The sequence below is a fragment of the Taibaiella helva genome, from assembly GCF_003545695.1.
In the GTDB taxonomy this organism is placed as follows: Bacteria; Bacteroidota; Bacteroidia; order Chitinophagales; family Chitinophagaceae; genus Taibaiella; species Taibaiella helva.
In genome coordinates, this window is record NZ_QUZZ01000003.1 from 226,522 (window position 1) to 251,048 (window position 24,527).

General features: G+C 48.6%; 21 protein-coding genes and 1 tRNA gene. 11 read left to right on the top strand and 11 right to left on the bottom strand.

Annotation, left to right across the window (positions count from 1 at the left end):
* Positions 1–219: 219 nt before the first annotated feature.
* Entirely contained in the window at positions 220–2,034 is a 1,815-nt protein-coding gene (rpsA, locus tag DZC79_RS06285) for a 30S ribosomal protein S1 (RefSeq protein WP_232831770.1), read from the bottom strand.
* A gap of 138 nt (positions 2,035–2,172) precedes the next feature.
* Entirely contained in the window at positions 2,173–4,431 is a 2,259-nt protein-coding gene (locus DZC79_RS06290; RefSeq protein WP_118950708.1) for a choice-of-anchor L domain-containing protein, read from the bottom strand.
* 396 nt (positions 4,432–4,827) lie between these two features.
* On the opposite strand from DZC79_RS06290, the gene DZC79_RS06295 reads away from it, so the two are divergent.
* Positions 4,828–6,708 carry a PKD domain-containing protein gene (locus tag DZC79_RS06295; protein ID WP_198666804.1) on the top strand — a complete coding sequence of 627 codons (1,881 nt, stop codon included), beginning with the start codon at positions 4,828–4,830 and terminating at the stop codon, positions 6,706–6,708.
* A 30-nt stretch (positions 6,709–6,738) separates the two neighbouring features.
* Complete coding sequence (locus DZC79_RS06300) at positions 6,739–7,488, top strand: SDR family NAD(P)-dependent oxidoreductase (RefSeq protein ID WP_118950710.1); 750 nt, start codon at positions 6,739–6,741, stop codon at positions 7,486–7,488.
* Between the two features lie 5 nt (positions 7,489–7,493).
* Here DZC79_RS06300 and DZC79_RS06305 read toward each other — a convergent pair whose 3' ends face one another.
* From DZC79_RS06305 to DZC79_RS06335, 6 genes are all read right to left on the bottom strand, one after another.
* A complete protein-coding gene (locus DZC79_RS06305) occupies positions 7,494–8,018 on the bottom strand; it encodes a ferritin (RefSeq protein WP_118950711.1) in 525 nt (174 codons plus the stop codon).
* 87 nt (positions 8,019–8,105) lie between these two features.
* On the bottom strand, positions 8,106–8,945 hold the full coding sequence (locus DZC79_RS06310) for a sulfite exporter TauE/SafE family protein (RefSeq protein ID WP_118950712.1): 840 nt from the start codon (positions 8,943–8,945) through the stop codon (positions 8,106–8,108).
* A gap of 74 nt (positions 8,946–9,019) precedes the next feature.
* Positions 9,020–9,232: a membrane protein insertion efficiency factor YidD gene (gene yidD, locus DZC79_RS06315; RefSeq protein ID WP_118950713.1), complete on the bottom strand. Its 213-nt coding sequence runs from the start codon at positions 9,230–9,232 to the stop codon at positions 9,020–9,022.
* Positions 9,229–9,654: a ribonuclease P protein component gene (gene rnpA / locus DZC79_RS06320; protein WP_118950714.1), complete on the bottom strand. Its 426-nt coding sequence runs from the start codon at positions 9,652–9,654 to the stop codon at positions 9,229–9,231. Before rnpA ends, yidD begins: the two co-directional genes overlap by 4 nt.
* 26 nt (positions 9,655–9,680) lie before the next feature.
* Positions 9,681–9,836: a 50S ribosomal protein L34 gene (gene rpmH / locus DZC79_RS06325; protein ID WP_118950715.1), complete on the bottom strand. Its 156-nt coding sequence runs from the start codon at positions 9,834–9,836 to the stop codon at positions 9,681–9,683.
* Positions 9,837–10,192: 356 nt separating this feature from the next.
* A complete protein-coding gene (locus DZC79_RS06335) occupies positions 10,193–12,172 on the bottom strand; it encodes an alpha-ketoacid dehydrogenase subunit alpha/beta (protein ID WP_118950717.1) in 1,980 nt (659 codons plus the stop codon).
* 104 nt (positions 12,173–12,276) lie between these two features.
* Here DZC79_RS06335 and DZC79_RS06340 point away from each other — a divergent pair, with 104 nt between their 5' ends.
* The 4 genes from DZC79_RS06340 (at position 12,277) to DZC79_RS06355 (ending at position 15,670) form a co-directional block, all read left to right on the top strand.
* Positions 12,277–12,663, top strand: coding sequence for a hypothetical protein (locus DZC79_RS06340; protein ID WP_118950718.1), 387 nt, complete (start codon positions 12,277–12,279; stop codon positions 12,661–12,663).
* A gap of 183 nt (positions 12,664–12,846) precedes the next feature.
* Complete coding sequence (porG, locus tag DZC79_RS06345; RefSeq protein WP_157976959.1) at positions 12,847–13,725, top strand: type IX secretion system protein PorG; 879 nt, start codon at positions 12,847–12,849, stop codon at positions 13,723–13,725.
* Positions 13,726–13,906: 181 nt separating this feature from the next.
* Positions 13,907–14,650, top strand: a complete 744-nt coding sequence (locus DZC79_RS06350; RefSeq protein ID WP_118950720.1) for an electron transfer flavoprotein subunit beta/FixA family protein — start codon at positions 13,907–13,909, stop codon at positions 14,648–14,650.
* 39 nt (positions 14,651–14,689) lie between these two features.
* Complete coding sequence (locus DZC79_RS06355; RefSeq protein ID WP_118950721.1) at positions 14,690–15,670, top strand: electron transfer flavoprotein subunit alpha/FixB family protein; 981 nt, start codon at positions 14,690–14,692, stop codon at positions 15,668–15,670.
* Positions 15,671–15,915: 245 nt separating this feature from the next.
* On the opposite strand, the gene DZC79_RS21125 is transcribed toward DZC79_RS06355, so the two are convergent.
* Complete coding sequence (locus DZC79_RS21125) at positions 15,916–16,083, bottom strand: hypothetical protein (protein ID WP_157976960.1); 168 nt, start codon at positions 16,081–16,083, stop codon at positions 15,916–15,918.
* A 217-nt stretch (positions 16,084–16,300) separates the two neighbouring features.
* Here DZC79_RS21125 and DZC79_RS06360 point away from each other — a divergent pair, with 217 nt between their 5' ends.
* The 5 genes from DZC79_RS06360 (at position 16,301) to DZC79_RS06385 (ending at position 22,151) form a co-directional block, all read left to right on the top strand.
* Positions 16,301–16,573, top strand: a complete 273-nt coding sequence (locus DZC79_RS06360) for a hypothetical protein (RefSeq protein WP_157976961.1) — start codon at positions 16,301–16,303, stop codon at positions 16,571–16,573.
* Positions 16,574–17,207: 634 nt separating this feature from the next.
* Complete coding sequence (locus DZC79_RS06370) at positions 17,208–18,605, top strand: transglutaminase family protein (RefSeq protein ID WP_118950724.1); 1,398 nt, start codon at positions 17,208–17,210, stop codon at positions 18,603–18,605.
* A 25-nt stretch (positions 18,606–18,630) separates the two neighbouring features.
* Positions 18,631–20,742 (top strand): hypothetical protein, encoded by a 2,112-nt coding sequence (locus DZC79_RS06375; RefSeq protein WP_157976962.1) that lies wholly within the window; start codon positions 18,631–18,633, stop codon positions 20,740–20,742.
* An 8-nt stretch (positions 20,743–20,750) separates the two neighbouring features.
* Entirely contained in the window at positions 20,751–21,371 is a 621-nt protein-coding gene (locus DZC79_RS06380; RefSeq protein ID WP_118950726.1) for a hypothetical protein, read from the top strand.
* A 210-nt stretch (positions 21,372–21,581) separates the two neighbouring features.
* Positions 21,582–22,151, top strand: a complete 570-nt coding sequence (locus DZC79_RS06385; RefSeq protein WP_157976963.1) for a hypothetical protein — start codon at positions 21,582–21,584, stop codon at positions 22,149–22,151.
* Between the two features lie 127 nt (positions 22,152–22,278).
* Here DZC79_RS06385 and DZC79_RS06390 read toward each other — a convergent pair.
* Positions 22,279–22,352, bottom strand: a tRNA-Asn gene (locus DZC79_RS06390).
* Positions 22,353–22,437: 85 nt separating this feature from the next.
* The gene (locus tag DZC79_RS06395; RefSeq protein ID WP_118950728.1) at positions 22,438–24,411 is read right to left on the bottom strand and encodes a glycosyltransferase family 2 protein; all 1,974 of its coding nucleotides are present in this window, start codon (positions 24,409–24,411) and stop codon (positions 22,438–22,440) included.
* Positions 24,412–24,527: the final 116 nt, after the last annotated feature.

Consider the following 24,527-nt stretch of genomic DNA (forward strand, 5'->3'; position numbering starts at 1 on the left):
TGCAAAGACGTTGCAAGATATTGCGTTTGGCCGGTTTGTTCCCCATTTTTATGATGAAAATTGTCTATGCTTCCCGGGTTTAGATCGAAAACTACCGGTATTCTGGTAGCCTTTGCCGGTAGTCATGCCGCAAAGGGCTGCCTGCTTACTGCTTCTACTAAAAAGGAACAGCCCGCTCCGGGAGCGGGCTGTTATACCATTAAGACTTAAAAGAAAGGCTTATTTTCCTTCTTCTTCGTTCTTCATTTTGTTTTTCAGGTCGGCCAGTGCACCCAGGTCGCCCAGTGTAGCTTTTTCTACTTTGGACTGGATGTTCTTCACGGCTTTCTTGGTGTTCTCAGCATCAGCCTGGTTGGCTTTGTGCTCAGCTTCCCTTTCATCGGCCCTGGATTGTTCCCATACTTTGCTGTGGGATACCATGATGCGTTTGTCGTTGCGATCAAATTCAATGATAACGAAAGGCAGGGTCTCGTCCACGCTTACTGTGGTCTCGTTCTCCTTACGCAGGTGACGGGCGGGAGCAAAAGCTTCCAGGCCGTATTGCAGCTGAACTACAGCGCCTTTTTCATCTTTGCGGATCACAGTGCCCTCGTGGTGAGAGCCGATGGGGAATACGCTTTCAAATGTGTTCCAGGGATCGTCTTCGAGCTGCTTGTGTCCGAGGGACAGCTTGCGGTTCTCTTTGTCGATGCTCAGGATGCTTACTTCGATCTCGTCGCCTACTTTAGTGAATTCGCTGGGATGGTTGTAGCGTTTGGTCCAGCTCAGATCGCTGATGTGGATCATACCGCCGATACCGGTTTCCAGCTCTACGAATACGCCATAGGGAGTAATGTTCTTCACGATGCCTTTGTGGCGGCTGTCGATCGGGAATTTCTCCTCGATAGCGCCCCAGGGATCATCGGTCAGCTGCTTGATGGACAGGCTCATTTTGCGTTCCTCTTTGTCGAGGGTCACTACTTTGGCGCTGTACTCATCAGCCATCTTGAAGAATTCCTTGGCATTGATGGGCTGGCTGCTCCAGGTGATCTCTGAAACGTGCACCAGGCCTTCTACGCCGGGCAGCACTTCCAGGAAGGCGCCATAATCTTCGATATTCACTACTTTACCCTTTACGGTAGCGCCTTCCTGAATCTCTTCAGGCAGGTTGTCCCAGGGGTGAGGAGTCAGTTGTTTGAGGCCGAGGCTGATACGTTTTTTCTCATCATCGAAATCCAGCACCACAACGTTCAGTTTCTGACCGTTGCTCAGTACTTCGTTCGGGTGAGAGATACGACCCCAGCTGATATCAGTGATATACAGCAGGCCGTCTACGCCGCCCAGATCCACGAATGCGCCGAAATCGGTAACATTCTTGATGGTACCTTCCAGCACCTGGCCTTTTTCGAGCTTGGACATGATCTCGCCGCGTTGCTGCTCCAGGTCGCTTTCGATAAGCGCCTTGTGCGATACTACTGCGTTTCGGATCTGCTCGTTGATTTTTACCACTTTGAAATCCATGGTCTTACCCACGTATTGATCGTAGTCGGTAACCGGCTTCACGTCGATCTGAGAGCCCGGCAGGAAGGTTTCCAGACCATTAACGTCCACGATAAGACCGCCTTTGGTTTTGGAAGTAATAGTACCGGTAACCACTTCACCGGATTTGAAATAATCCACAACGTTCTGCCAGCTGCGGACCTGGCGCGCCTGGCGGCGGCTGAGGCTCAGCTGACCATCGCGGTCTTCTTTTTCCAGAACCAGAACTTCGATTTCATCACCGATTTTCAGGTTGGGGATATCACGGAATTCGTTCAGTGATACCAGACCGTCTGATTTAAAACCAATGTTTACGATAGCATCGGTTTTGGTAAGACCTACTACTGTACCCTGGATCAGCTCTGATTCCTGGATGGTCTTAAAAGTCCCTTCGTAGCTTTGTTCAAGCTGTTCGCGTACTTCTTTAGGGTAAGAAGCTACGTTGCGCTTATCGACGTTCCAGTCGAAATCGTCATGCGCGCTGGTTTGATTGTTAACAATTTGGTTTTCTTCCAAGTTAAAGTCCTCCTTTTTATAAGAAATTTTGGCCTGCAAAGGTAATGATTTTTTGTAATGAGAAAAAATTTTTTTTACCATGAAAAAAGCGGCCGGATATTTCCGGCCGCCTGGGTTTCATTCTGATGTTTGCGGGACTTACCTCACGAGCGTCACATCGCCTTTCAGCACTTTGGGCGTGCCATCGGGCAGCGTGAGCTTAATCAAATAATAATAAACATCCGGTGCCGCGGGTTTCCCGTTGATATTGCCATCCCAGCCTTTGGTCGGGATATTGGTCTCGAATACCTGGCGGCCCCAGCGGTTGAATATCCTGAATTCGGTCATTTTATCGAAACGGAGGTTTTCGATACGGAACACATCATTGAGGCCGTCGCCATTGGGTGAGAAGGCGTTGGGCATACCGCTGCGGGTGTCATACTGTACTTTGATGTTTACCAGGGCGGTATCGGTACAGCCATATTGGTTCATACCTACCAGCGTATATTGGATATCCTCAAGCGGTGTAGCCGTAGGCTCCCTCAGCAGCGGATCGTTCAGATAAGTTCCGGGATCCCAGCGCCAGTAAATGGCTTCGCTCCTTGAGCTGAGCTTGATCGGGTCGCCATAGCGGATCGTCGTATCAGTCGGGGTCACCGATTCAAATTCGAAAGGCGGCACCACATGGATCAGCATGCTATCCTTGTTGCTGCAATGCGCAATGGGTGTGGTCGCGGTCACTACATATTTATAGTCGCCGGGAGGTGCATAGAACTTATTGTTGGGAGAGAAATTATCCCTCAGGTAGTCGGAAGGCGTCCAGCTCCAGGTATAGTTAACATCACCCGGTTCCGCATACAGGTTAATATTGAGCGAATCGGGTAGGCATTCGGTACGCTCTTTGATCAGGGATATCTGCGGTATGGGTTCCACTACAGCCATATAGGTACGGCTTACCGGCGGGCAGGTAGCGGGAGCGCCTGGCTGGGTTACCGTAATCTTATAAGGGGTGGTTACCGAAGGTACTACTTTTATGTTCTGCTGGCTCGGGTTCAGGATCAGGGCAGCAGGCGACCAGCTGAAATTAAGTCCCGGCGCTATTTCGCTGTTGATGTAAAAAGTATCTCTCGGGCATTTCACCATCGGATCTGTGAGCAGGGCTACATACAGAGAGTCATAGATCCATACGGTATCGCGGGATACGATAGGCGGATTGGGAACACCGGCTGCAACTGAATCGGGGTTGTATACGCCAATGGTAACATACATGGGATTGCCGGGAGGATATTGCACATTCCTGGCCTGTACGATCAGGGTATCGGTATTGGTGTTGGCCGGGATCGTAAAGGTATTGGGCAGGAAGGTGTAGTCAACGCCGTTCACGGCTGTACCGCCGATCTCCAGCTGGTAGGTGAGTGACACAGTGGAATCGCAGGTGCTGCGGCCGAAAGCGACTTTGGCGGGCTTACAACCCCTTACCGAGTGGGCTTTATCGTTGTTCTGACCGCCGCCTGTAGCCGGGGTCAGCTTCACGCTCGTAGTCATCAGGCTGCCGGCTTTGATAAATACACCGGAATCGTAGGAGTTATCGCTACCATCGGCGATGGCCAGCTTCAGGTGGTAGGTTTCGCAGGGCTTCACCCTGGCAACGGCCGTAAATACATCGGTATAGCCGGTATAGGTAATAGCAGTGCCCCCCGCATTGCTGTTGTAGAATCCTGTGTAAGGACCTGCGCCGAGGGTATTGGCGAAGCAGGGATCGGGTACTGCTGGGAATCCGGGCACACCGTCATTAACGGTAGTTACACCTACCATCACGTTGGTGCCGGGGATCAGGGCAATATTGGTAGGCGCGGTATACCCGGGCCCGGAGATAAAAAAGCCGAAAATGTCATTGAAGTTACTGCAATTGTAATTCCAGCCGAAACCGTTGCAGCCGGGGCAATTGTACTCTTCAGAAGCAAAAACGTAATCAAATTTTACGGTATCGCCCGAAGGGATAAAGTCGAACTCCAGCACACAAGCGTCATTGGTGGGTGTGCCGGCATTGGTAAACTGGTTGATCAGCGCAGTCAGGTCCGGATCGCCGGGAGCCATAGGGAAGCCCGGGGGAAAGGCATTGGTGGCAAAGTCGTTGTAGGTCCCGTTTACCCCGAAATCGGTACCGGCCGTTACGGCCCGGCCACAGGTGAGCACGATGCCGCTATCGATGCCGATAACGCTGGGCCCGGTAAAGTCGAATTTGCCCCTTGCCGTAGTGGGGCAGGTGCCGTTCAGGGTAGGATTGGAGATATTGACCCCTTGGCCCACCAGCATTTCAGCCAACTGCTGGGCGGTGTGTCCGTCTGCTACAGTGATCTGTGCGCGGGCACTGAAGCAGGACAGCGCGACAAAAGAAAAAAGTAAAAGCTTTTTCATAAAACGATGAATGATATTTGGCCTTAATCTGACGTTTTTAGATATTGGAGGTTACAAGATAGCGGAAATAAACGTAACATCCGGTTAATGTGGTGGTATTGTTTTGTTCATTTACGGAACAGCAGCGCCACAGTCTATGAAATGACCTGCGAAAAAAAAGAAAGGTTGGGTGAGGTATTAGCAAATTTTCGCAATGGAAGCCGGGACTTGTTGCCGCTGCTGTCCGGATAATATGCTTTTGTTACGCTGATACCTTAACTTTATAGAACCAACCGGTTTTATTGTTGTTAGTGTCTTACTTTTGCATAGACATAGATATTCAAAGGCTTACCAGAAAAGACAAACGATACGATGAGCAAGCATTTAAGCAGATGGTTCCGGCCCTTTATGCTATTCATGGCCGCATGTTTTCCGCTCCTGACCCGTGCTTCGCATATGATCGGGGGAGATATCACCTACAAATGTCTTGGCGGCAATAGTTTTGAGATCACCATTACCTTGTTCCAGGATTGTCTTTATGGCGAGCCCGGGGCCCTGTCCCAGGATAACCCGGCCTTCTATTCTATTTTTTCCGGGACCAACCTGGTAAGAGCCGACAGCGTCTATGCGCTCTCGACCGAGATCGTCGATCCCAATTTCAGCAATGCCTGCATTAACAATTATCCCAACACCTGTATGCGTAAGCAGGTGTTCCGCTTTAACCAGACCCTTCCCCCAACCAATACCGGCTATACCATTGTTTACGAACGCTGCTGCCGCAATGCGTCTATCAACAATATTATTACGCCGGGCAACGTAGGAGTAACTTATTTTGCTACTATTCCTCCGTTTACATCTGGTACCTGCCCCAATAACAGCGCCGTTTTTAAAAATTTTCCACCGCAGATCATCTGTGCTCTTAATCCCCTGGTATACGATTTTTCCGCTACCGACCCGGATAACGATTCGCTCAGCTATCGCTTATGCTCTGCACGTCCCGGCGGCTCTACAACCGATGCCAAGCCTTATGGCGGGGCTATGGATCCGACGCCGGGCAATAATTCCGTAAACTATCTGCCGCCATACAGCGCAGCAACCCCCATGTCAGGTGTGCCGCCGCTGCAGATCAATCCCGTTACGGGGCTCATGACCGGTACGCCCAACACTATAGGTCGTTTCGTGGTGACTGTATGTGTGGATGAGTGGCGTAACGGCGTCGTGATCAATACGATCTCCCGTGATGTGCAATTTGTGGTGACCAATTGTTCCAAGGCCGTGGTAGCCAATATACCCGAGCTTGCCGATGAGCCCAATACTTATACCGTAGAGTGTAAAAGCCATACTGTCCACTTTGTCAACCAGAGTACCGGAGGTTTCAGCTACTTGTGGGAATTCGGTGTCCCGGGCGCTACTTCTACCGAATTTGAGCCCACCTTTACCTATCCCGATACCGGAACCTATGTGGTGCGGCTTACTGTAAACGCGGGAAGCACCTGTCCCGACAGCATCAGCCGCCTGGTAAAGATATATCCTGAGTTTCACACCGATTTCGACTGGTCCGGGAAACTGTGCCCCGGTTCACCCATACAGTTCAATGATCGTTCCACTGCCACCTATCCCCCGATCGTGAAGTGGGACTGGAGCTTCGGTGACGGCGGTACTTCTACCGATCAGAACCCGGTGCATATTTATGCCAAGCCCGGAGGCCCGCAGCAGGTCACCCTTTCTTCAAAAAGCCGACTCGGCTGCCGCGATGTAGTGACCAAGACATTGCCCATGCCTTATTTCGATCCTTTTGCCGGTAATGATACTATTGTCGTGCTGGGCTATCCCTATACCCTCAACGGGACCGGAAGCCAGTTCTACCAATGGATACCCTCCGATTACCTCAGCAATCCCAATATTGCCAATCCATCTGTTGCTTTCCCCGATACCGGCCATTATACTTATGTTTTGCACGGTACCAGCGAAGAAGGCTGTTTGGCCAATGATACCATAACCATATGGGTGGTGACCTATGGCCAGATCTTTGTTCCAAACGCATTTTCGCCCAATGGCGACGGGGTTAACGATCTCCTTGTTCCGCGCATTGTGGGGTACTCCCGTATCAATTACTTCCGCATTTTTAACCGCTATGGTCAGCAGGTATATGGTACGGTAAATGATAATTATCCTGCCTGGGATGGGCGTCAGAATGGTAAAGTGGCCGATGTCGGCACTTACTTCTGGGTGCTTAATGCCACAGCGGCCGATGGCACGAAGGTGACCAAGAAAGGAGATGTTACGCTGATCCGGTGACGCCGCCGAATAACAAGACATAAACAACAGATGAAAATACTGATCACCGGAGCTACCTCCGGATTTGGAAAAGCGATTGCAGAACGGTTTGCCCTGCCCGGAAATGAGCTATGGATCACCGGCAGGCGTACCGAACGTCTCGATCTCCTGCAGCAGGGGCTGGAACAAAAAGGTATCACCGTCAGAACTTCCGGGCTTGATGTGCGGGACAAACAAATGGTAAATACCCTGGCCGATGCCGTCGGTAAAGAATGGGGCGGCGTGGATATATTGGTCAATAATGCCGGACTGGCCCTGGGGGTGAGCAGCATTGATGAGGGAGATACCGCTGACTGGGATGATATGATCGACACCAATGTAAAAGGGCTTCTGTATGTAACCCGCGCTATTGCGCCTATGATGCGGCAGCAACAATCGGGACACATCATCAACATCGGCTCTACAGCCGGCAAAGTTGTTTATCAGAATGGCAATGTGTATTGCGCCACCAAATTTGCTGTGGATGCAATAAGCCAGAGTGCGCGTATCGATCTGCTGCCTTACCGCATTAAAGTGACCTCGATCAACCCGGGTATGGCAGAAACAGAGTTTTCGCTGGTGCGTTTCAAAGGAGATGCAGCACGTGCCGGACAGGTATATAACGGGTTTGAAGCTTTACGTGCGGAGGATATAGCCGATACTGTGTATTATTGCGCTACACTTCCCCCGCACGTCTGTATCAACGACCTTACGATCACCTGCACCCAGCAGGCCAACAGTATCTATAAGGTCGGCAGCTGATCAGATCAGTTGCTGGTTGTTTTATCTTTGGCTGCCGCTGTGCGGAACAGCATGATATCCCGGTCGAACAGGTAGATCCCGCCCTTATCGTCGCCTACCAGCTCCAGCTTGTCATTAAGCGTGCGGGCCAGCCTTTCCTCTTCCAGCTGTTCGGAGACATACCACTGCAGGAAGTTGTGGGTGGAGAAATCTTTTTCCTTAAGCGCCAGGTCGACAATATCGTTGATGCTTTCCGATACTTTCAGCTCGTGCTTGAGCAGCTCTTCAAATACACGTTTCAGCGACTGGAACGTGATGTTGGGCTGGGGCAGCGGCGGTACTACGGCAAAGCCGCCCCTTTCGTTGATGAAGCGGATCAGCTTCAGCATATGAATACGCTCTTCGTCGGATTGCTTGTAAAAGAAGTCGGTGATCCCGTCGAGGCCCGGTTGAATTTCGGCCCAGGATGCCATGGCAAGGTATGCCTGCGAAGATTCGGCCTCCATGGCAACCTGCTTGTTGAGCGCCTCCTGCATCGTTTTTGATAACATAGTGCTGTGTTTTTCGAGTGTAAAGATGAGTCGTGTCGGGCGCGGCACGCGCCGATACTGTAAATATAAGTAAAATTTGCGCCGCCGTTATACGCTTCCGTTGACGCTTCGGTAGATCATCTGGATAGCCAGGAAGGTAACGACAACAGCAAAGCCCCAGCGGAGCCATTTCGTTTGGGCCTTTACCAGTACCCGGGCGCCCAGCATGGCGCCGAGAAGCACGCCCAGCATTACAGGGGCGGCTATGCCGGGGATAATGTAGCCTTTCTGAAAATAGATCACCGCGCTGGCGGCTGCCGTAACGCCGATCATGAAATTGCTGGTGGTGGTAGATACCTTGAAGGGGACGCGCATAATATTGTCCATGGCAATTACCTTGAGCGCACCGGAGCCGATACCCAGCAACCCCGACATGATCCCGGCAAACAACATCATGAACCACCCGCCGACCACATTGCGCACCGTATAGAAGCTCAGCCCCTGAGCAGTAGGATAGCTGCCGTTCAGCTTGAACAGCGAAGCCCAATATCCCGAAGGACCATGATCTTCATGGCTGATCTTTTTACGTATCGACATAAAAGCCGAAAACAGCAGGATGGCGCCGAAAATAATACCCAGCATGCTTTTTGGCAGATAGTTGGTGAGGTAGGCGCCGGCAATGACCGCGCCCAGCGTCGTGGCGATTTCCAGGAACATCCCGATACGCATATTGGTAATGCCTTCCTTAACATAAGCCGCCGCGGCGCCGGAAGAAGTGGCGATGACGGAGATCAGCGATGCCCCTATGGCATAATGAAGGTCTACCCCAAGCAGCAAGGTGAGCAGCGGAATAATGACAATGCCGCCACCCAGGCCGGTAAGCGCGCCCAGCAAGCCTGCAGCAAAGGAACCAATAAACGTGATGAGTGAAAAGAGATCGACAGACATGTGCCGCAAAAGTACAAATTAGGCCCCGGAACTTTTGGAAATATGATGTGAAATTAACGGATCACGGCAACAGATCAGGGCACGGGATCGTGGCCATGGCCGCCCCAGGGATTGCAGGAAAGGATACGCCTGAATGCCAGCCACCCGCCCTTGAAAATGCCGTATTTCCTGAGCGCCTCCACTGCATACTGGGAACAGGTAGGTGTATAACGGCACTGGGCACCCAGCAAGGGAGAAAGGAACTTCTGGTAAAGCCTGATGAGGAATATAAAGAACCTGCTGATCATACGCCTGGATTATCTGCCGGGGTACCCAGGCGGGTTATCAGCTTGCCGATCGCTTTCTTCACAGCCACGCTTGCTTCTTCGAAGCTGAACTTTTCGGCGCCGCTGTAGATAAAGAACAGGTGCAGCTGGCTGCCTTCGGGCACCTGCTGGTACAGGGCATGCTTCTGCAAGCGCCAGGCTTCCCGGAGCAGGCGCCGGATACGGTTGCGGCCTGTGGCTTTGCGTATTCTCTTTTTGGGTATGCTGAAGCCTACCCGTACCGGCGCTTCAGCTTCGCCGGCAGATGTCAGCCGGCAGACCAGGCGCAGGGGAAAAACAGAAAACGCCTCTCCGGACCGGAAAAGCGTCTCAATCTGTTTACGCAGCTTCAATCTCTCGATCGCCTGCAGCGTGAACCGTTGATGAATACTATTGGTACTCAAAACGAACGGATGATTAAGTCAATGATTTATTTCAGACGCAGCTCGTCGGAAACAGTCAGTTTTTTGCGTCCTTTCTTACGGCGCGCAGCCAATACTTTGCGGCCATTAGCTGTTTCCATGCGCTTACGGAATCCGTGAACTGATTTACGACGACGACGCGAAGGTTGATAAGTACGTTTCATAATATGCTAATTCTTAAATGATGCAAATTTCCGGCGGTCCTGAGCTTGCTGGGCTCATTTTCCAAAAGGACTGCAAAGGTATATGTATTTTTCAGAATGGCAAAAAGATTTTTTATCTGATTTTAATCCCGGTTTGCGAAATTAAGCATTGGAGATTATTTTATAGCAGGAAAATCATGCTTCCGGTTATGAAGGTAAGCCTGATGAAATATTTACGCTTTGTCCCGGAGCCGAAGGATACGAAGCTAGTCAGCTCCGGCCAGGAACGCCGGTAAGGTGCGCTTATGAAAGGTTTTATAACTAATGAAGCAGCCGGGTATTATCTGGCTGCTTCATTAGTTATAGGTTGATCGTCCTTAATATTGGACCAGTTTGCCTACTGCCTCATCAAGCCGTTGCTTGGCCAGGAAAGCTTGTTCCAGCTCTATCGCGAAAGGCACGGGCGTGTCCAGGCTGGCGCAGCGTACTACCGGCGCATCCAGATGCTCGAAGCAATGTTCGGCAATCCAGGCGCTCAGCTCTCCGCCGATACCGCCGGTAAGGGTATCCTCATGCAGCAGCAGCACTTTGCCGGTCGCTTCAACAGCTTTGCGTACGGCCTCGTAGTCCAGGGGCAGCAGCGTGCGCAGGTCCAGTATATATATAGAACGTTCGGGGTGCTGGCGGGCATAGTCCATAGCCCAGTGTACGCCGCTTCCGTAAGTAATAATGCTTATGTCATCGCCTTCCTGCACTACCCTGGCCTTGCCGATCTCGATGGTGTAATAGCCATCGGGTACCTTGCCGCTGATGCTGCGGTACAGGGCCTTGTGCTCAAAGAACATAACAGGATTGGGATCTTCAAACGCAGCCAGCAGCAAGCCTTTCGCGTCTTCGGGCGTAGCGGGGTAGACCACCTTCAGGCCCGGGGTGTGGGTAAACCAGGCTTCGTTGCTTTGAGAGTGGAAGGGCCCGGCGCCTACACCGCCGCCGGTAGGCATCCGTACCACCACGTCGGCATGCTGTCCCCAGCGATAATAGATCTTCGCCAGGTTGTTGATGATCTGGTTGAAGCCCACCGTTACAAAGTCGGCGAACTGCATTTCCATCATCGATTTAAAACCCTTGATCGACAGGCCCAGAGCTGTGCCCACAATGGCGCTTTCGCACAGTGGCGTATTGCGTACCCGTTCTTTGCCAAAGGTTTCGGCAAAGCCTTCGGTCACTTTAAAGGCGCCGCCGTATTCGGCAATATCCTGTCCCATCAGCACCAGGTTGTCGTGTCGCTCCATAGCCATGCGCAGGCCGTCGCTCAGCGCCTGTATCATCTTTTTCTCACTTGAGGGCATGGCCGAAGTGTCGGTCGATGCGGCCCTGTAAGGCTTGTACACATCGCCCAGCTCCTCGTTCGTATCCGGAACGATGGGCGCTGCCGCAAAGCCGATCTCAAGGCCTTCTTCTATTTCCTGCTGGATGGCTTCTCTTATTTTTTCGATCCTGCCGGCGTCCAGCACCTTTTCCTTCAGCAGGAAATCTTCGAAGTTCTTTACCGGGTCTTTTTTGCCCCATTCTTCAAACAGCTCTTTGGGTACATATTTGGTGCCGCTGGCTTCCTCGTGTCCCCGCATACGGAAGGTCATGGCCTCGATCAGGATGGGCTTCTGCTCGTTGATGCAGTATTCCCGGGCTTCTTTTATGGTGCGGTATACCTCGAGCAGGTTGTTGCCGTCGATGGTGATCCCTTTCATGCCGTAGCCGACCGCTTTATCGGCCAGCTGCCTGCATACGAACTGCTCGTTGACGGGCGTGCTGAGGCCATAGCCATTGTTTTCGATAAGAAAGATCACCGGCAGGCCCCATACGGCTGCGGTGTTCAGCGCCTCGTGAAAGTCGCCTTCGCTGGTGCCGCCATCACCCGAAAAGGCCAGCGATACCTTATTTTCCCTGCGCAGCTTATGTGCCAGCGCTACGCCGTCGGCAATGGCCAGCTGCGGACCCAGGTGAGAGATCATGCCACAGATATGATGCTCGTTGCTGCCGAAATGAAAGGACCGCTCGCGGCCCTTGCTGTATCCCTCTTTGCGGCCCTGCCACTGCAGGAACAATTTGGAGAAAGGCATATTGCGTACGGTGAATACACCAAGGTTGCGGTGCAGGGGCATTACATACTCGTCCTCGTCCAGCGCCATCGTGGCGCCCACAGCAATGGCTTCCTGGCCGATACCGCTGAACCATTTGCTCACCCGTCCCTGCCGCAGCAGGATCAGCATTTTTTCTTCGATCATACGGGGCTTTACAATAGCGGTGTAAAGCGCCCTCAGCATATCATCCGATATTCCTTCGCGGGAAAACTGCATAGATTCCAAAAATTTGGCGCAAAGGTAAAAGAAAATGCAGAGGTGTAAGCTCTTTTTCCATTGCTGGTATTCCTTTTGTATATTAGCATTCAAAACCCGGAACGATGAGCCTGTATCGCATTTTCGTCATTGCCTTTATTGTGTCGGCGCTGGCGCTGGCTGTTTTCCTGTATTACTATGTACATATGATCACTCACCTGGTAATGGCGACCAGTACACCCCGGGAGCCGGAAGCCGTATTCCGGGAGCTGTTTTCGCCGGGCATTATTATTTCCGGTATCCTGCTGGGCATCGGCAGTTTGCTTTACCGTATATTGGGCATCGTATTTATTGCCCGGAACCCGCTGCTGGAAGGAGGAGAGAAAGTAGTATGGATACTGGGTTTTGTGCTGCTGGGTTTGATCACGGGCATTGTGTTTATGGCTACAGCTTCCAAACGTGGGCTAACGGCTACGGAAAACAAGCAGGAGCAGGAAGATTCCGGGTATTAGCCGTCCTGTAGCGCTAATTCTGCCCCGGAGGCCGCGCTCAATGACGGTTTAAAAAAATATCAGCCCGGCTTTTGTTTTTCGATTCTAAAAATTATATTTGTAACGTCTTTTGTTAATCGCGTATTAAATTGGCTTGTCCGAAAGGACATGCCACAGTGTTTTTTAAATACTAAAATTGTTCCCTTGAAAAGACTATTACTTTCTTGTCTTATTGCCCTTCCACTATTTGCTTCCGCTCAAAAGCATCATGAGATCGGTATTTGGGGAGGGGTGGCCAACTATTACGGCGACCTACAATCCAAGTGGATCCCTACAGGGACAGCTAACAGCAGGACTTATAAGCCAAGCGGCGGCATTATATATAAGTACTTCATCAATCCCAGTGTAGGTTTCCGTTTCGGTGCCTCCTACATCAGGGTTACTGCAGCCGACAGCCTTTCCGAAATAGCGGTGAACAAGCGACGCAACCTCGATTTTTCGAATAACCTGGTAGAAGTATATGGTGGCATCGAGCTGAACCTGCTGCCGATCGATATGGAGAAATTCCATTTCACGCCTTATGTGTTCGCAGGTATCGGTGCTTTTTACGGAAGTCCTTATACCAAAGATGCCAACGGAGATAAGGTAGTACTGCGCAATCTCAGCACCGAGGGGCAGGGATTGCCGCAATACCCCGACCGCAAGGTGTACCCACTGGTGAATGCTGCATTCCCCTTCGGAGGTGGTGTAAAATGCTTTGTGGGCAATACTTTGGTGATCTCCGCCGAGGTAGGGCTTCGCTATACCTCGACCGACTACCTTGATGATGTAAGCCGCTCCTATGTGAATATGGATACCCTGTTGGCGTATAAAGGACAAAAGTCGGTGGACATGTCTTACCGCGGCAATACTACCCGTCAGTGGGATGGCAATTACCCCAACTACGAGTTCCAGCGCGGCGACTATAAGCGTAACGACTGGTACTGGACTGCCGGCCTTTCTGTTACGATCTACTTTGACGCCTTCGGTAATGTAAAGAAATACATTCAAACAACCTGTCCCCGTATATTCGGCCGCAGGTAATCATCTTATACCCGTTTAGCATAAAAAAGAGGCTGCGCAGCAGCCTCTTTTTTATTGTGGCAGCTGGTCAAAAAAATGAACAAACGTTCATTTTTTTGACAGTTAAATTACCGGCCAATCATAATTCTTAGTTATCTTTGCGCACATTTCACTACTATTTTAAGCAAAAATATTCTGTTCAATGAAAATACTTGTTTGTATTGCCCAGGCTCCGGACACTACGGCCAAAATCGCTTTTACCGATAACAATACCAGGTTCAATGAGCAAGGTGTTACCTATATCATCAACCCTTATGATGAATGGTATGCGCTGGTGCGTGCATTGGAGCTGAAAGAATCGGGCGCGGCTGCAGAAGTGCACCTGGTCACTGTCGGTAATGCCGGCGCTGAGGCCGTGATGCGTAAAGCCCTGGCCCTGGGTGGCGATCAGGCCTTCCGTATCAATGCTGAAAGTCACGATACGTATATGGTAGCCGACCAGATTGCTGCTTTTGCCAGCGATAAAGGCTACGACCTGATCCTGACCGGGAAAGAGTCGATCGATTACAACAATGCTTCTGTCGGCGCGACCATTGCCGGCGTGCTGGACTACAACTATATCGGCTTTGCTACCAGCCTGAACGTGGAAGGCGGCGCTGTAACTGTGAAGCGGGAGATCGAAGGCGGCGAAGAAACCGATACAGCGGCTCTGCCCCTGGTGGTATCCTGTCAGAAAGGTATGGCTGAAGCCCGTATCCCCAACATGCGCGGTATTATGGCTGCCCGTACCAAACCGCTGAACGTGGTAGAGCCCGCTGCTGCCAATGCTTTGACGGAGATCGTATCCTATGAGATGCCCCCGGCCAAAACCGGAGTGAAGCTGTTCACCGTAGACCAGATGGATGAGCTGGTGGAAGCCCTCCACAGCCAGGCCAAAGTGATCTAATCATCAAACCACATTTCAAATTTCCAATCTCAAAAAGATATGTCAGTAATCGTATTTGTCGATCATACACAGGGCTCGTTCAAAAAGAAAGCCTTTGAAACCGTGAACTATGCTGCGGAAACAGCCAAACGCATCGGCGGTGGTGATGTCGTAGCAGTGGTGCTGGGTACCGTAAGCAATGAAGAGCTGAACCAGCTGGGCCAGTACGGCGCTACCAAAGTGTTGCATGGCAACGATGCGCGTTTCGACAACTTCAATGCCAGGGCTTATGCCAAGGCGATCACTGCTGCGGCACAACAAAGCAGCGCCAAGGTGACCGTGGTTTCCTATAATGTCAGCGGTAAAGCGGTAGCCGGTATGGTAGCGGCTCAGCTGAAGGCCGGCCTGGTATCAGGAGCCATCGATTATCCCACTACCGACAATGGCTTCGTGGTGAAGAAAACCGTATTTTCCGGTAAGGCCTTCGCTTTTGTGAAGATCAATTCGGACATCAAAGTAATTGCGCTGGTGCCCAATACCTTTAGTGTTACCAAGGGGGAAGGCAGCGTTAGCGTGGAAGCGCTGAATGTAAGCCTGAGCGATGCCGATTTCGGCGTTAAGAAAATATCAGAAGATGTAGTGAAAGGAGAGATACCGTTGAGCGAAGCAGAGCTGGTGGTATCCGGTGGCCGCGGTCTGAAAGGCCCCGAGAACTGGGGTATCCTGGAAGACCTGGGTAAAGCGCTGGGCGCTACCCTGGCCTGCAGCCGTCCTGTAGCTGACGCGCACTGGCGCCCGCACCACGAGCACGTAGGACAAACCGGCGGTACCATCCGTCCCAACCTGTATATAGCGGTAGGTATCTCCGGCGCGATACAGCACCTGGCCGGTGTGAACAGCTCCAAGACGATCGTTGTGATCAACAAAGATCCCGAAGCGCCTTTCTTCAAGGCTGCCGACTATGGCGTTGTAGGCGATGCCTTTGAAGTGCTGCCCAGGCTTACCGAAGCCGTAAATAAATTCAAGGCTTCTCATAATTAATCGCAAAGCCCCTGATAGATAAGGAGCCGCCCAGCAAAGGGCGGCTCCTGTTTTTTTAGGATGGCGGATGTCTTCATTGTCACGCCGGGGCTGCAATAGCATAGGACAGGAGCGAAGAAGGGCCAGCTTTACAACGGCTTCTTGCCATGGTCTTTATCAGACCTGTATGACCAACGCAATTTCCGATGTCCTGTGCTGATACAATACCTTGTTAGTGTATAGCTGCCAATAACTGCCTGGTCCTGTCACGGTCTGGGCAAACTGTCGGTGACAGGTTTTGTTGCATCGGCTGCAATCCAGGCGCTTACCTTTTCCCTGCTTTGGTAACGGATATCGTTATACTTCATTATGGCGATGTTCACCACGGCCAGCTCGGCGATAACCCATATATTCCGCCTCATACTCTTCCACATAAACAAATAGCTTTTCCCCAAGATAACATTTTTTTTAGTCGTTTTACGGATTGGTTCTGTAAATGCGTCGATCGGGAAAAAAATGCAGGCGATACACAAAAAAACAAATATCTATTTTGCCGTGCATGCTGTTGCTAAAGCTGCCTTAAAATGTTTTGCACTGCAGAGAAGATGCAGCTCTGCAATGCAATTTTACAGCTCACCAAACAGCAGCACAATGAAAAAGAAGCACCTCGCCGCAAAGCTTTCTTTGAAGAAAAAAAATATTGTACCCCTCCAGGCCGAAACCATGATAGGCGGAGAAAAAGGTGGTACGGTTACCATCTGCCAGTACTACAGCTGTACCGGGGAAGCTACCTGCGGTATTGCCTGCACTGCAACCGACTGCCTTAAGACACAGCAGAACTGCGACACCCAGCTTAATTGCAATACCTATACTTGCCCTACCTGGCCACCCAATTGCTCGCTGGTGCAACCTTGTCTCGGCTAAGCGCCCAGCGTCTGGTCCTGCATTAAGTGGTTGTCGTTAGCAACTCCGCCATATTCCGGCGCAGGTCCGGCCCCAACTTCGGAGGAAAAACCTGCGTATGAACTAAATTGCAAGAAAGACCCGAATCAGTAACACCCCGCTTCGTAGCGGGGTGTTTTGGTATCCGGCCGTTGTTCCGGCCGTTGCAGATCCCGACCGGCCTGGCCGTGCAGATCCGGTATAAGCATCAGGACATACCAGTATTGTATCCCCAGGTTTTCCGCTTGATCTGTTGTTTTCAACAAGATGAAAATAGCCGGAATCCTTGCCAGAGGCAAGGATCAAAGGATTAGATATTTGAGAACTCGGAAAAGATTAGCGGCGGTTTGTTCACCTAGATACCTTGGTATTCAGGTAACAAAAAATCTTGAAATGCAGGGTGGGAAAGGCATTTACGATCTTGTTTTCGACGTTGGCGCTGGTAACAGGTAATTTTTGAATTTTTCCGGTTTGCCTGATAGCAAAAGAGCCTGCAAATCGCAGAGCTCTTTGTTTATTCATTGAGTCATGAGATGTTGCATGTCCTTATGTGCTTTATAATATAATTTTTCAATCTTTATTTATTCTTCCTATTTTACCCTGCCAAACCCGAATCATGCAAAAACTCCTTTTGTCGATTTTTTGCCTTTTTACGTTACTGAACTGCCAGGCACAAACTGCGCCTGGCAGCACAACAGGAATTGTCCCACCCCCACCGCCAAAATCGGAAACCTTTAACCCTGTAAATATAAATTCCCAAACTAACGCTACAAGTAAGGTTGATCGTCTTGATGTGCCGCGTCAAAGCACTTCGGTTTATATACGCAGCCAGGAAGAACAAAAGCAGAAGAAAAAAGAAGTTGATCTGGTTACCTCAGAAGTAGAAAAGTACAAGCGATCGGCTCTACAACCTAATTCTATAAAACGATATATTGATACTAGCCAATACGGCAAAGACCTCGCTGTTTTTCAAATGGCATTAGGACAACTAAAAAAATTACTGGCCTATGATCAGTCCAATCCATCATTGGCAGATGCGTTTTATATCACGGAAAGCGCCTATGGTGATCCCTACCTAACCCGGAAAGAATACGATAATCTACTGAATAGATCGGCGGCATTTATTGAAACCTGGATGCAGCAAAATAAATACGACCTAAATAATAATGATGACAAGCATTTGGCCATACAGAAGTTTATGTCGGAAAGACTGACGGTTACCGAAGCCTATACCAGCAAAGACGGGACAAAAGCAGTAAAGCAATCGGAGCATTTGCCTTTCTTTTATGATTTTGATGACTTCGAGGGGAAAAGCGATCATCGAAATTTCTTTGTCACCAAGTGCCTCGCTACGGGAGGTGGGCAATGTAACAGTATGCCGATGGTTTATCTGCTGTTGGCCGAGAAGCTGAATGTTCCTGCCTATCTAAGCTTTGCGCCGCAACATGCTTTGGTAAAGTACGTGAAGAACAATGGGGAGGTTGTCAACTATGAGGCAACAACGAACTGGCACATCAATAATTCCTGGTACGAGGAAAATTTGTTTATCAGTGCTGATGCTGTACGTTCAGGTATATTCCTGGATACCTTCAATAAGCAAAAGATCGTAGCCAATTGCATGTTAGACCTTGCCAATGAATACATCCGCAAAATGCCTAATGATAATGGCAAATTTATCCAGGATTGTCTTTGGGAATCTCACTTCTATTTCCCCAGGAACAATAATATTTATGCCTATTTCATATACAGCAGCCTGCTTAAAGGATGGCTTTCCAAATACATTGCGCTGCGTAATATTACCGATCTGGAGAAGATCAAACAAGACCGTTGGGCGTACGATCTTCAGAAAGAGTATCAGCAGAATGAAGCCTATATACAAGAGTTAGGATATCGTGATCTGCCCGAAGGGGTGTATGAGGCCGTTGTACGGGAAGGCAGGGCAAGAAATGAAATGCAAAAACAAATCCATTTATCCGGCAAAGAAAAGCGCGATCTTTTTAGCAGTATTCAGTAAACATGATCTATAAACATACCCTATTATGAAACATATTTTGCTTGTATTTGCTATGACGCTATGCGCATATGCTGCAAAGGCACAAAATAATCAGAAACAGTATTACTACGAAGCCCAAGCATCATTGGAAGATATGCTGAACGGCAAGAAGAAAGCAAACTTTGAGGACGCAATATTCCTGATCGAAAATGCCTGGTATGGCAACAACATAAGGCGGTCAGATTTTGACAGCGCCATTGCTTTTCATGTACAGCATATTCAACAGCTCATTTCAGAGCATTATGATGAGTCCGCCATTAAGCAAAAGCCAGATTTGTTGCATACAAAAGAACAGTTGGTACAGCAATATAAAAAAGTATTAAGCAATTGGGCGATCTACACCTATATGACGCAATCCTTGGCGTTTTTACATGATTCGGGTATCTCCCGTCACAATGCTTATTGTTACTCCTATGGCGATCCTATGGCGACAAGCAATTGGGAGAATGCACAGGTCGTTCATTTAAACAATACGCACCAGGGCAATTGCTTTGCACTGGCTTCTTTGTTTAAAATATTGGCAGACAGGTTGCAATCAGATGCACGATTGTGTACAGCCCCTTCCCACATCTATATCAGCCATGCCGATGAAAAAGGGGTAAAGTACAATGTCGAATTAGGCTCTGAATACTTCCCGGGAACGGGTACAATTAATGCCATTACCTATAGCACGGATCAGGCTATCCAGAATGGGATTGCACAAAGAACGCTTAACGCCAATCAGGAAATAGCTTTAGCTTTGGTTTACCTTGCCAAAGGCTATGAGCATAAATTCAATACCAGTACAGATGAATTTATAGAGCAATGTGCGGCTGTAGCATTAAAATTCGATCCCAGGAATTTGAATGCACTTTTATTAAAAGGAGAGTATCTGGAAACAAAACTTGCAGCACAAAATAAACCTTTCGCCCAATTGCAAGCACTACCAGACTTCGTAAGCTATCAAAATCTGCTGACACAACTTTATGATTGGGGCTATCGTGAAATGCCGCTGGACATGAAGAATAATCTGCTAAGGCTTTACAGTAAGGAAAAGGCTGTGCCTTTTGATACAGCATTAGCAATGGACAAAGACGGGAACATGATCAAGAATGCAACCGTGTCTTGGGGGCTTTTTGATGAACGGCACCAGAACAAACCGACAGAACGCTATGGGAATACAGTCTTTGATACCAAAGCGAAAAAGATCATAGCTTTTGAAGCAGAGCAGAAGCTATACAAAGATTACGATTTTGATCCTGTTGTTTGCGCTCTGAATATTGATCCTTTGGCGGCGAAGTATCCAACCTTTAGCCCTTATAGCTTTTCTTTGAATTCACCAATTTATTTAAAGGACCAGCAAGGAAGAGATGTTGGAGTGTCGATTGCAGGCAATGTTATCACGTTTACTAACACTTTTTATTTGGATGGTGCAAGCAATTTAACTTTGGCGACAATTCAAAGCCAGTATGATGCAATTTATAAAGGTAAATTAGGCGGACAATACACAGATAAGGATGGCAAGACCTGGAATGTGCAGTACAAAATGGATTTCAAATTGGCAACCGCTCAGGATGTAGCAAGAATTAATAATGCTGTTAGTGCCAATGCTACCCTGGCAGAGAGTTTAGTGTCGATTAAAACAGGAGGAAACAATTATTCTAGAGGAGATATTGGTGGGAATAGAATTGATATGGCTGGCGCGGCTTCTCAAAATGTTGAATATTACATGCATGAGGGGACACATAATTTTGGGCTTCATGATCGTTACGATAATATGAGATTTATAGACGATAAGGGCTTTAGAGTTAATACTCCTTATGATGGAGCAAGTGTATCCGAGCCAGGTTTTGAAGGAGATATATTAGGTGGAGATTATAGATTTAATGGTGATGGCTCTATATCTATAGAGAAAGGAGCTAAAAAATATACGCAAGGCACAATTGATATTATGGCAGGAAAGGCCTTGGAAGAATATGAAGCAAATGGACAAAAAAGTGACTTTGTAATCCAGGGCGATATTGATACACCACAAAAACAAGCCTCCGGTCTGGTAAACGAGAATGTAAAAGTCAATATTAATAATGCTCCTTCAAATATTCAAAACAGTGTAAAATAATTTGGTTTATGAAACGGGTTATTGTTTTTGCCTTAGTATTAGTTGTTGTCCATATAAGCGCCGGTAACGGAAATGCTCAACAATCAAGTATTATCACAACAAAGAGAGAAGAAGAATTTAAGAAGCTATTGCCGGATTCGGCCCTGAAGTTAATGGAACTGGCGAATAGGCAGCAGGATTCACTTTCCTTAACTTTTGGTAGCAGAAAAAGTGTATATTATTGTGATACTGGCTTTATCGTTCTTTCTGGTCTTCATCATATATATAGTTTTATTAGTTCAAACGCCGTTGACTTAAAGACATGCATTAAAGATAACCAATACGTTCGCTTCTCCTATATAAACAGCGATCAATTGAAGAAAATGATGTTAGAAGACACTTTTCCAGACTATGTGAAAGTTATTAAAGAGTGTGAAATATACGAGGGCAATGTTCGCCAGCAAAGATCGGTTCCCTATTTTAAAGCGCGTATAACACTAAAGCTATCCTTAGAGGGACTTGCTTATCTGCCCGCAGAGAATTATAACATAGGGGAACACTACTTGTTGTTAAACCAAGATAAAACATACTTGTATCCTATATTCAGCGGATTCGTACAAGAGTGCATAGATTTTGTGCCAATGAAATAATTTTCAAGTAGCAATTCTTTTATTTTTAAATATCTAATGATAAGAGTAGTAGCTTTTTTATTTATGCCTTAGTTTGCTGCACAAGTTTTTCCACTCGTCAAAAAGAAAATAGTACAATTGCGCTAAAGGGTATGTAATTGATCTAGGCTATGATTACTACTTTCAACCTTGTGCTGATTACATTGACGTTAAATCACGATCAACTAAATAATGAAGATTCAACAAATTGCAGGAATATTATTAGTCTTGGCTTTTATAGGTTCTTCTTGCTCACGGCTACATCTTTTTGTAAGTGAAGATAGCTTTGTTCATAAATATAAAGGGTATTTATTGTTAGAAAGAAGGACAATGGATACAAGTTATTCCGACGACATTTATTTAAATAGATTGGCCAATTTAGAAAATAAATTTTCGCTGCTTTTCTTTGAAACGAGCGTAGATACAAGCGAAAAAAATAGAGAAGTATTGCTCGACTTTTTCAGGAAACAAAGTAGTGCCATTGAACTGGGAACCTACTGTAGCGCAGCATATGAGAAGCTTATCGATGACTACAGCGATACTTTTAGTGTTACTAATAGAGAAACTGTATACATACTGCCTGCTGAGGTTAGATTGATACAAGAGAGTAGGGGTGCGTATGAAAACGAAATTGTGACGATTAAAATAGATGGTGATAGTAAAAAAATAAAAGTAAGGTCGGGTAGAACGACTTTAGTTTCTATTAATCCTATAATAGGAAGGCATATTATTGACAGACATATGAGGAAGAAAAACTATTAGATATTATGTGCGATTTAGTAATGGTAGCATAAGAATGTGCGTCAATATAAACCAATTAATGTGCGCAAATGGCGTGCAAATAAAAAAGGGTTTCAAACGTTATCGCTTGAAACCCTTATCTGTCTTGCTCTCCCTGCTGGACTTGAACCAGCGACCCTCTGATTAACAGTCAGATGCTCTAACCAACTGAGCTAAGGAAGAATGTGTGTTCCTTGTTGAAAGGAGTGCAAAGGTAAATATTAATTTTAAACGGCCAAAAAAAAGAAGGAATTTTTTTGATCAAAAATCAGTTTTTTTCTCCCAGGAAAGAGAGATTGATCCACAGGATGCGCAGGTCGTCCAGCGCATTGTAGTTCACAGCATACAGCTCGGCCAGCTGCTCTTCATTAAAGGTATCGGGAGGCCGGGTACCTTTAAGGGCATAGGGTGGAAGCACAGGCGGCTTCAGGAAGGGAAGCTTGGCCGAGGCAGACACGGCATCGGTATAGCCGATCCAGGTTTTTTTCCCACCAAGCACCTGTATGATCTGCCGGAAGAAAACCTTGCTGCTCTTTACTTTCAGCGCCCACAACGGAAAACCGGCCAGAAATACCAGCGCGCTGGAAATATCGGCGATCCGTTTGTTCCTGCGTGCGGCTACTGTGGCAATGCGGTATTTTTTATCCAGGGAAAACTCCTCGGCATGATGACGGGAGCTGTTGCTGCCCAGCAATACTTCGCCGCCCGGAACGTGTATTTTGTAAAAAGGAGCAGGGGCGCAAGCTTCCATCTGCTCCATGATCTCTTTATAGGTAACGGAACCGCTGTTGAAGATGATCTCGTTGATGCGGTACAGGCGCTGGATGCCGGGAAGGTCGGTAACCGGCCCCAATACCCGTTGGGCAGGCTCTCCCGCCGGCGTGATCCTGCCGATCACTTCCAGGTTGTATTGCATACGCTCCATCAGGAACAAAGTCTCTGCATAATCATCGGGATTGCCTACAATGGCCGTTTTGTAGTCGACCTTGCCCCTGGGCACCAGCCGTATCCAATGCAGCAGCGACAGCAGCCAGCGGCTAAGGAGCAGCACTACGGTGCCGGTCATGCCGCTGAAGAGAACAATTCCGCGGGAGTAACGGTATTCCAGCGGCATAAGCCCATATCCGGCCAATACCAATATAGTTCCCAATACCATGCCTCTGCCGGCCTTGAATAAGCTGAAAGGCTTGTCGTAAGCGCCGTTGAGGAACAGGCTCAGCAGCCAGAGCACGATGAATAGGGGTGTGGTCCGGATGAGGATGTGGGCCTGGGTGCTTGCCGGCGAAACCTGCAATATGGTATCGAACCAGAAATTCTTGATCAGCAAAGTGACCAGGGTCAGTAAAATGGCATCGAGCAGGAACATTTTGAACAAAGAGAAAAGATGTTCGCCCCATTTCATGGCGTTCCGGAGGCCAAGCACCATTTTCAGCCCGGCGATATAGATGGCGGCAAGCCGCCTGGGATAATATTTTCTGACAAACAAGGCATGCGCCTCGTAAAAGACCTTCATGTACCGGTAGCTGAGCTTACGGGTGCTTTCTCCTTTATAATGGATTACCGAAACTTCGTGGAAATAAATATTCTGAAAACCGGCCAGCCTGATGCGATGGCACAGGTCCACATCTTCGCAATACATGAAGTAGCTTTCGTCGAAACGGCCGCCGGCCTGTTCCAGCGCACTGCGCCGCACCAGCAGGCAGCATCCGGAAAGAATATCCACCCCCGCTGTTTCGCTTTCATTTACCTGTGCAGCATAGTAGCGGTTGAAGACTGTCGAACGGGGAAACAGCTTTGACAGTCCGGTCAGCTTATAAATGGAAGTCCAGAAGGTTGGGAAGGATTTTTTGGAATCGGGTGCGTAAACGCCTCTGCCGTCGATCAGTCTTGGACCCAGGCCGCCTGTTTGCGGATGCCTGTCCAGGTAGTCCAGGGTCCGGGTATAGAAATCCTCAGGAACAACCGTGTCGGGATTCAGGAAGTGAATATAGGTTCCGTTTGCCACGGCAATACCCTGGTTGTTGGCCCTCGAGAAGCCGACATTCTCTTTATTGGCAATGAGCATTACCCCGGGAAATTTTTCGGCTACCAGGTTGCAGCTGTCATCGGAAGACTGGTTGTCGATCACGATGATCTCGGCATCTACCGGCGCAGTAGCCCGGATAACGGAATGCAGGCACAATTCAAGAAAATACTGCACATTGTAGCTGACAATAATAACCGAAACCTTCTTTTGTAGCATAGCATATTCCGGGGCCCCGGGAATTGTACAGCCCTGAGCTCTTTGATCATCTCAAAAGTAAAGGGAACAAAAAGCACCTCCGTGCCACAAAAATAAATTTTCTGCGAGGAAGTGCA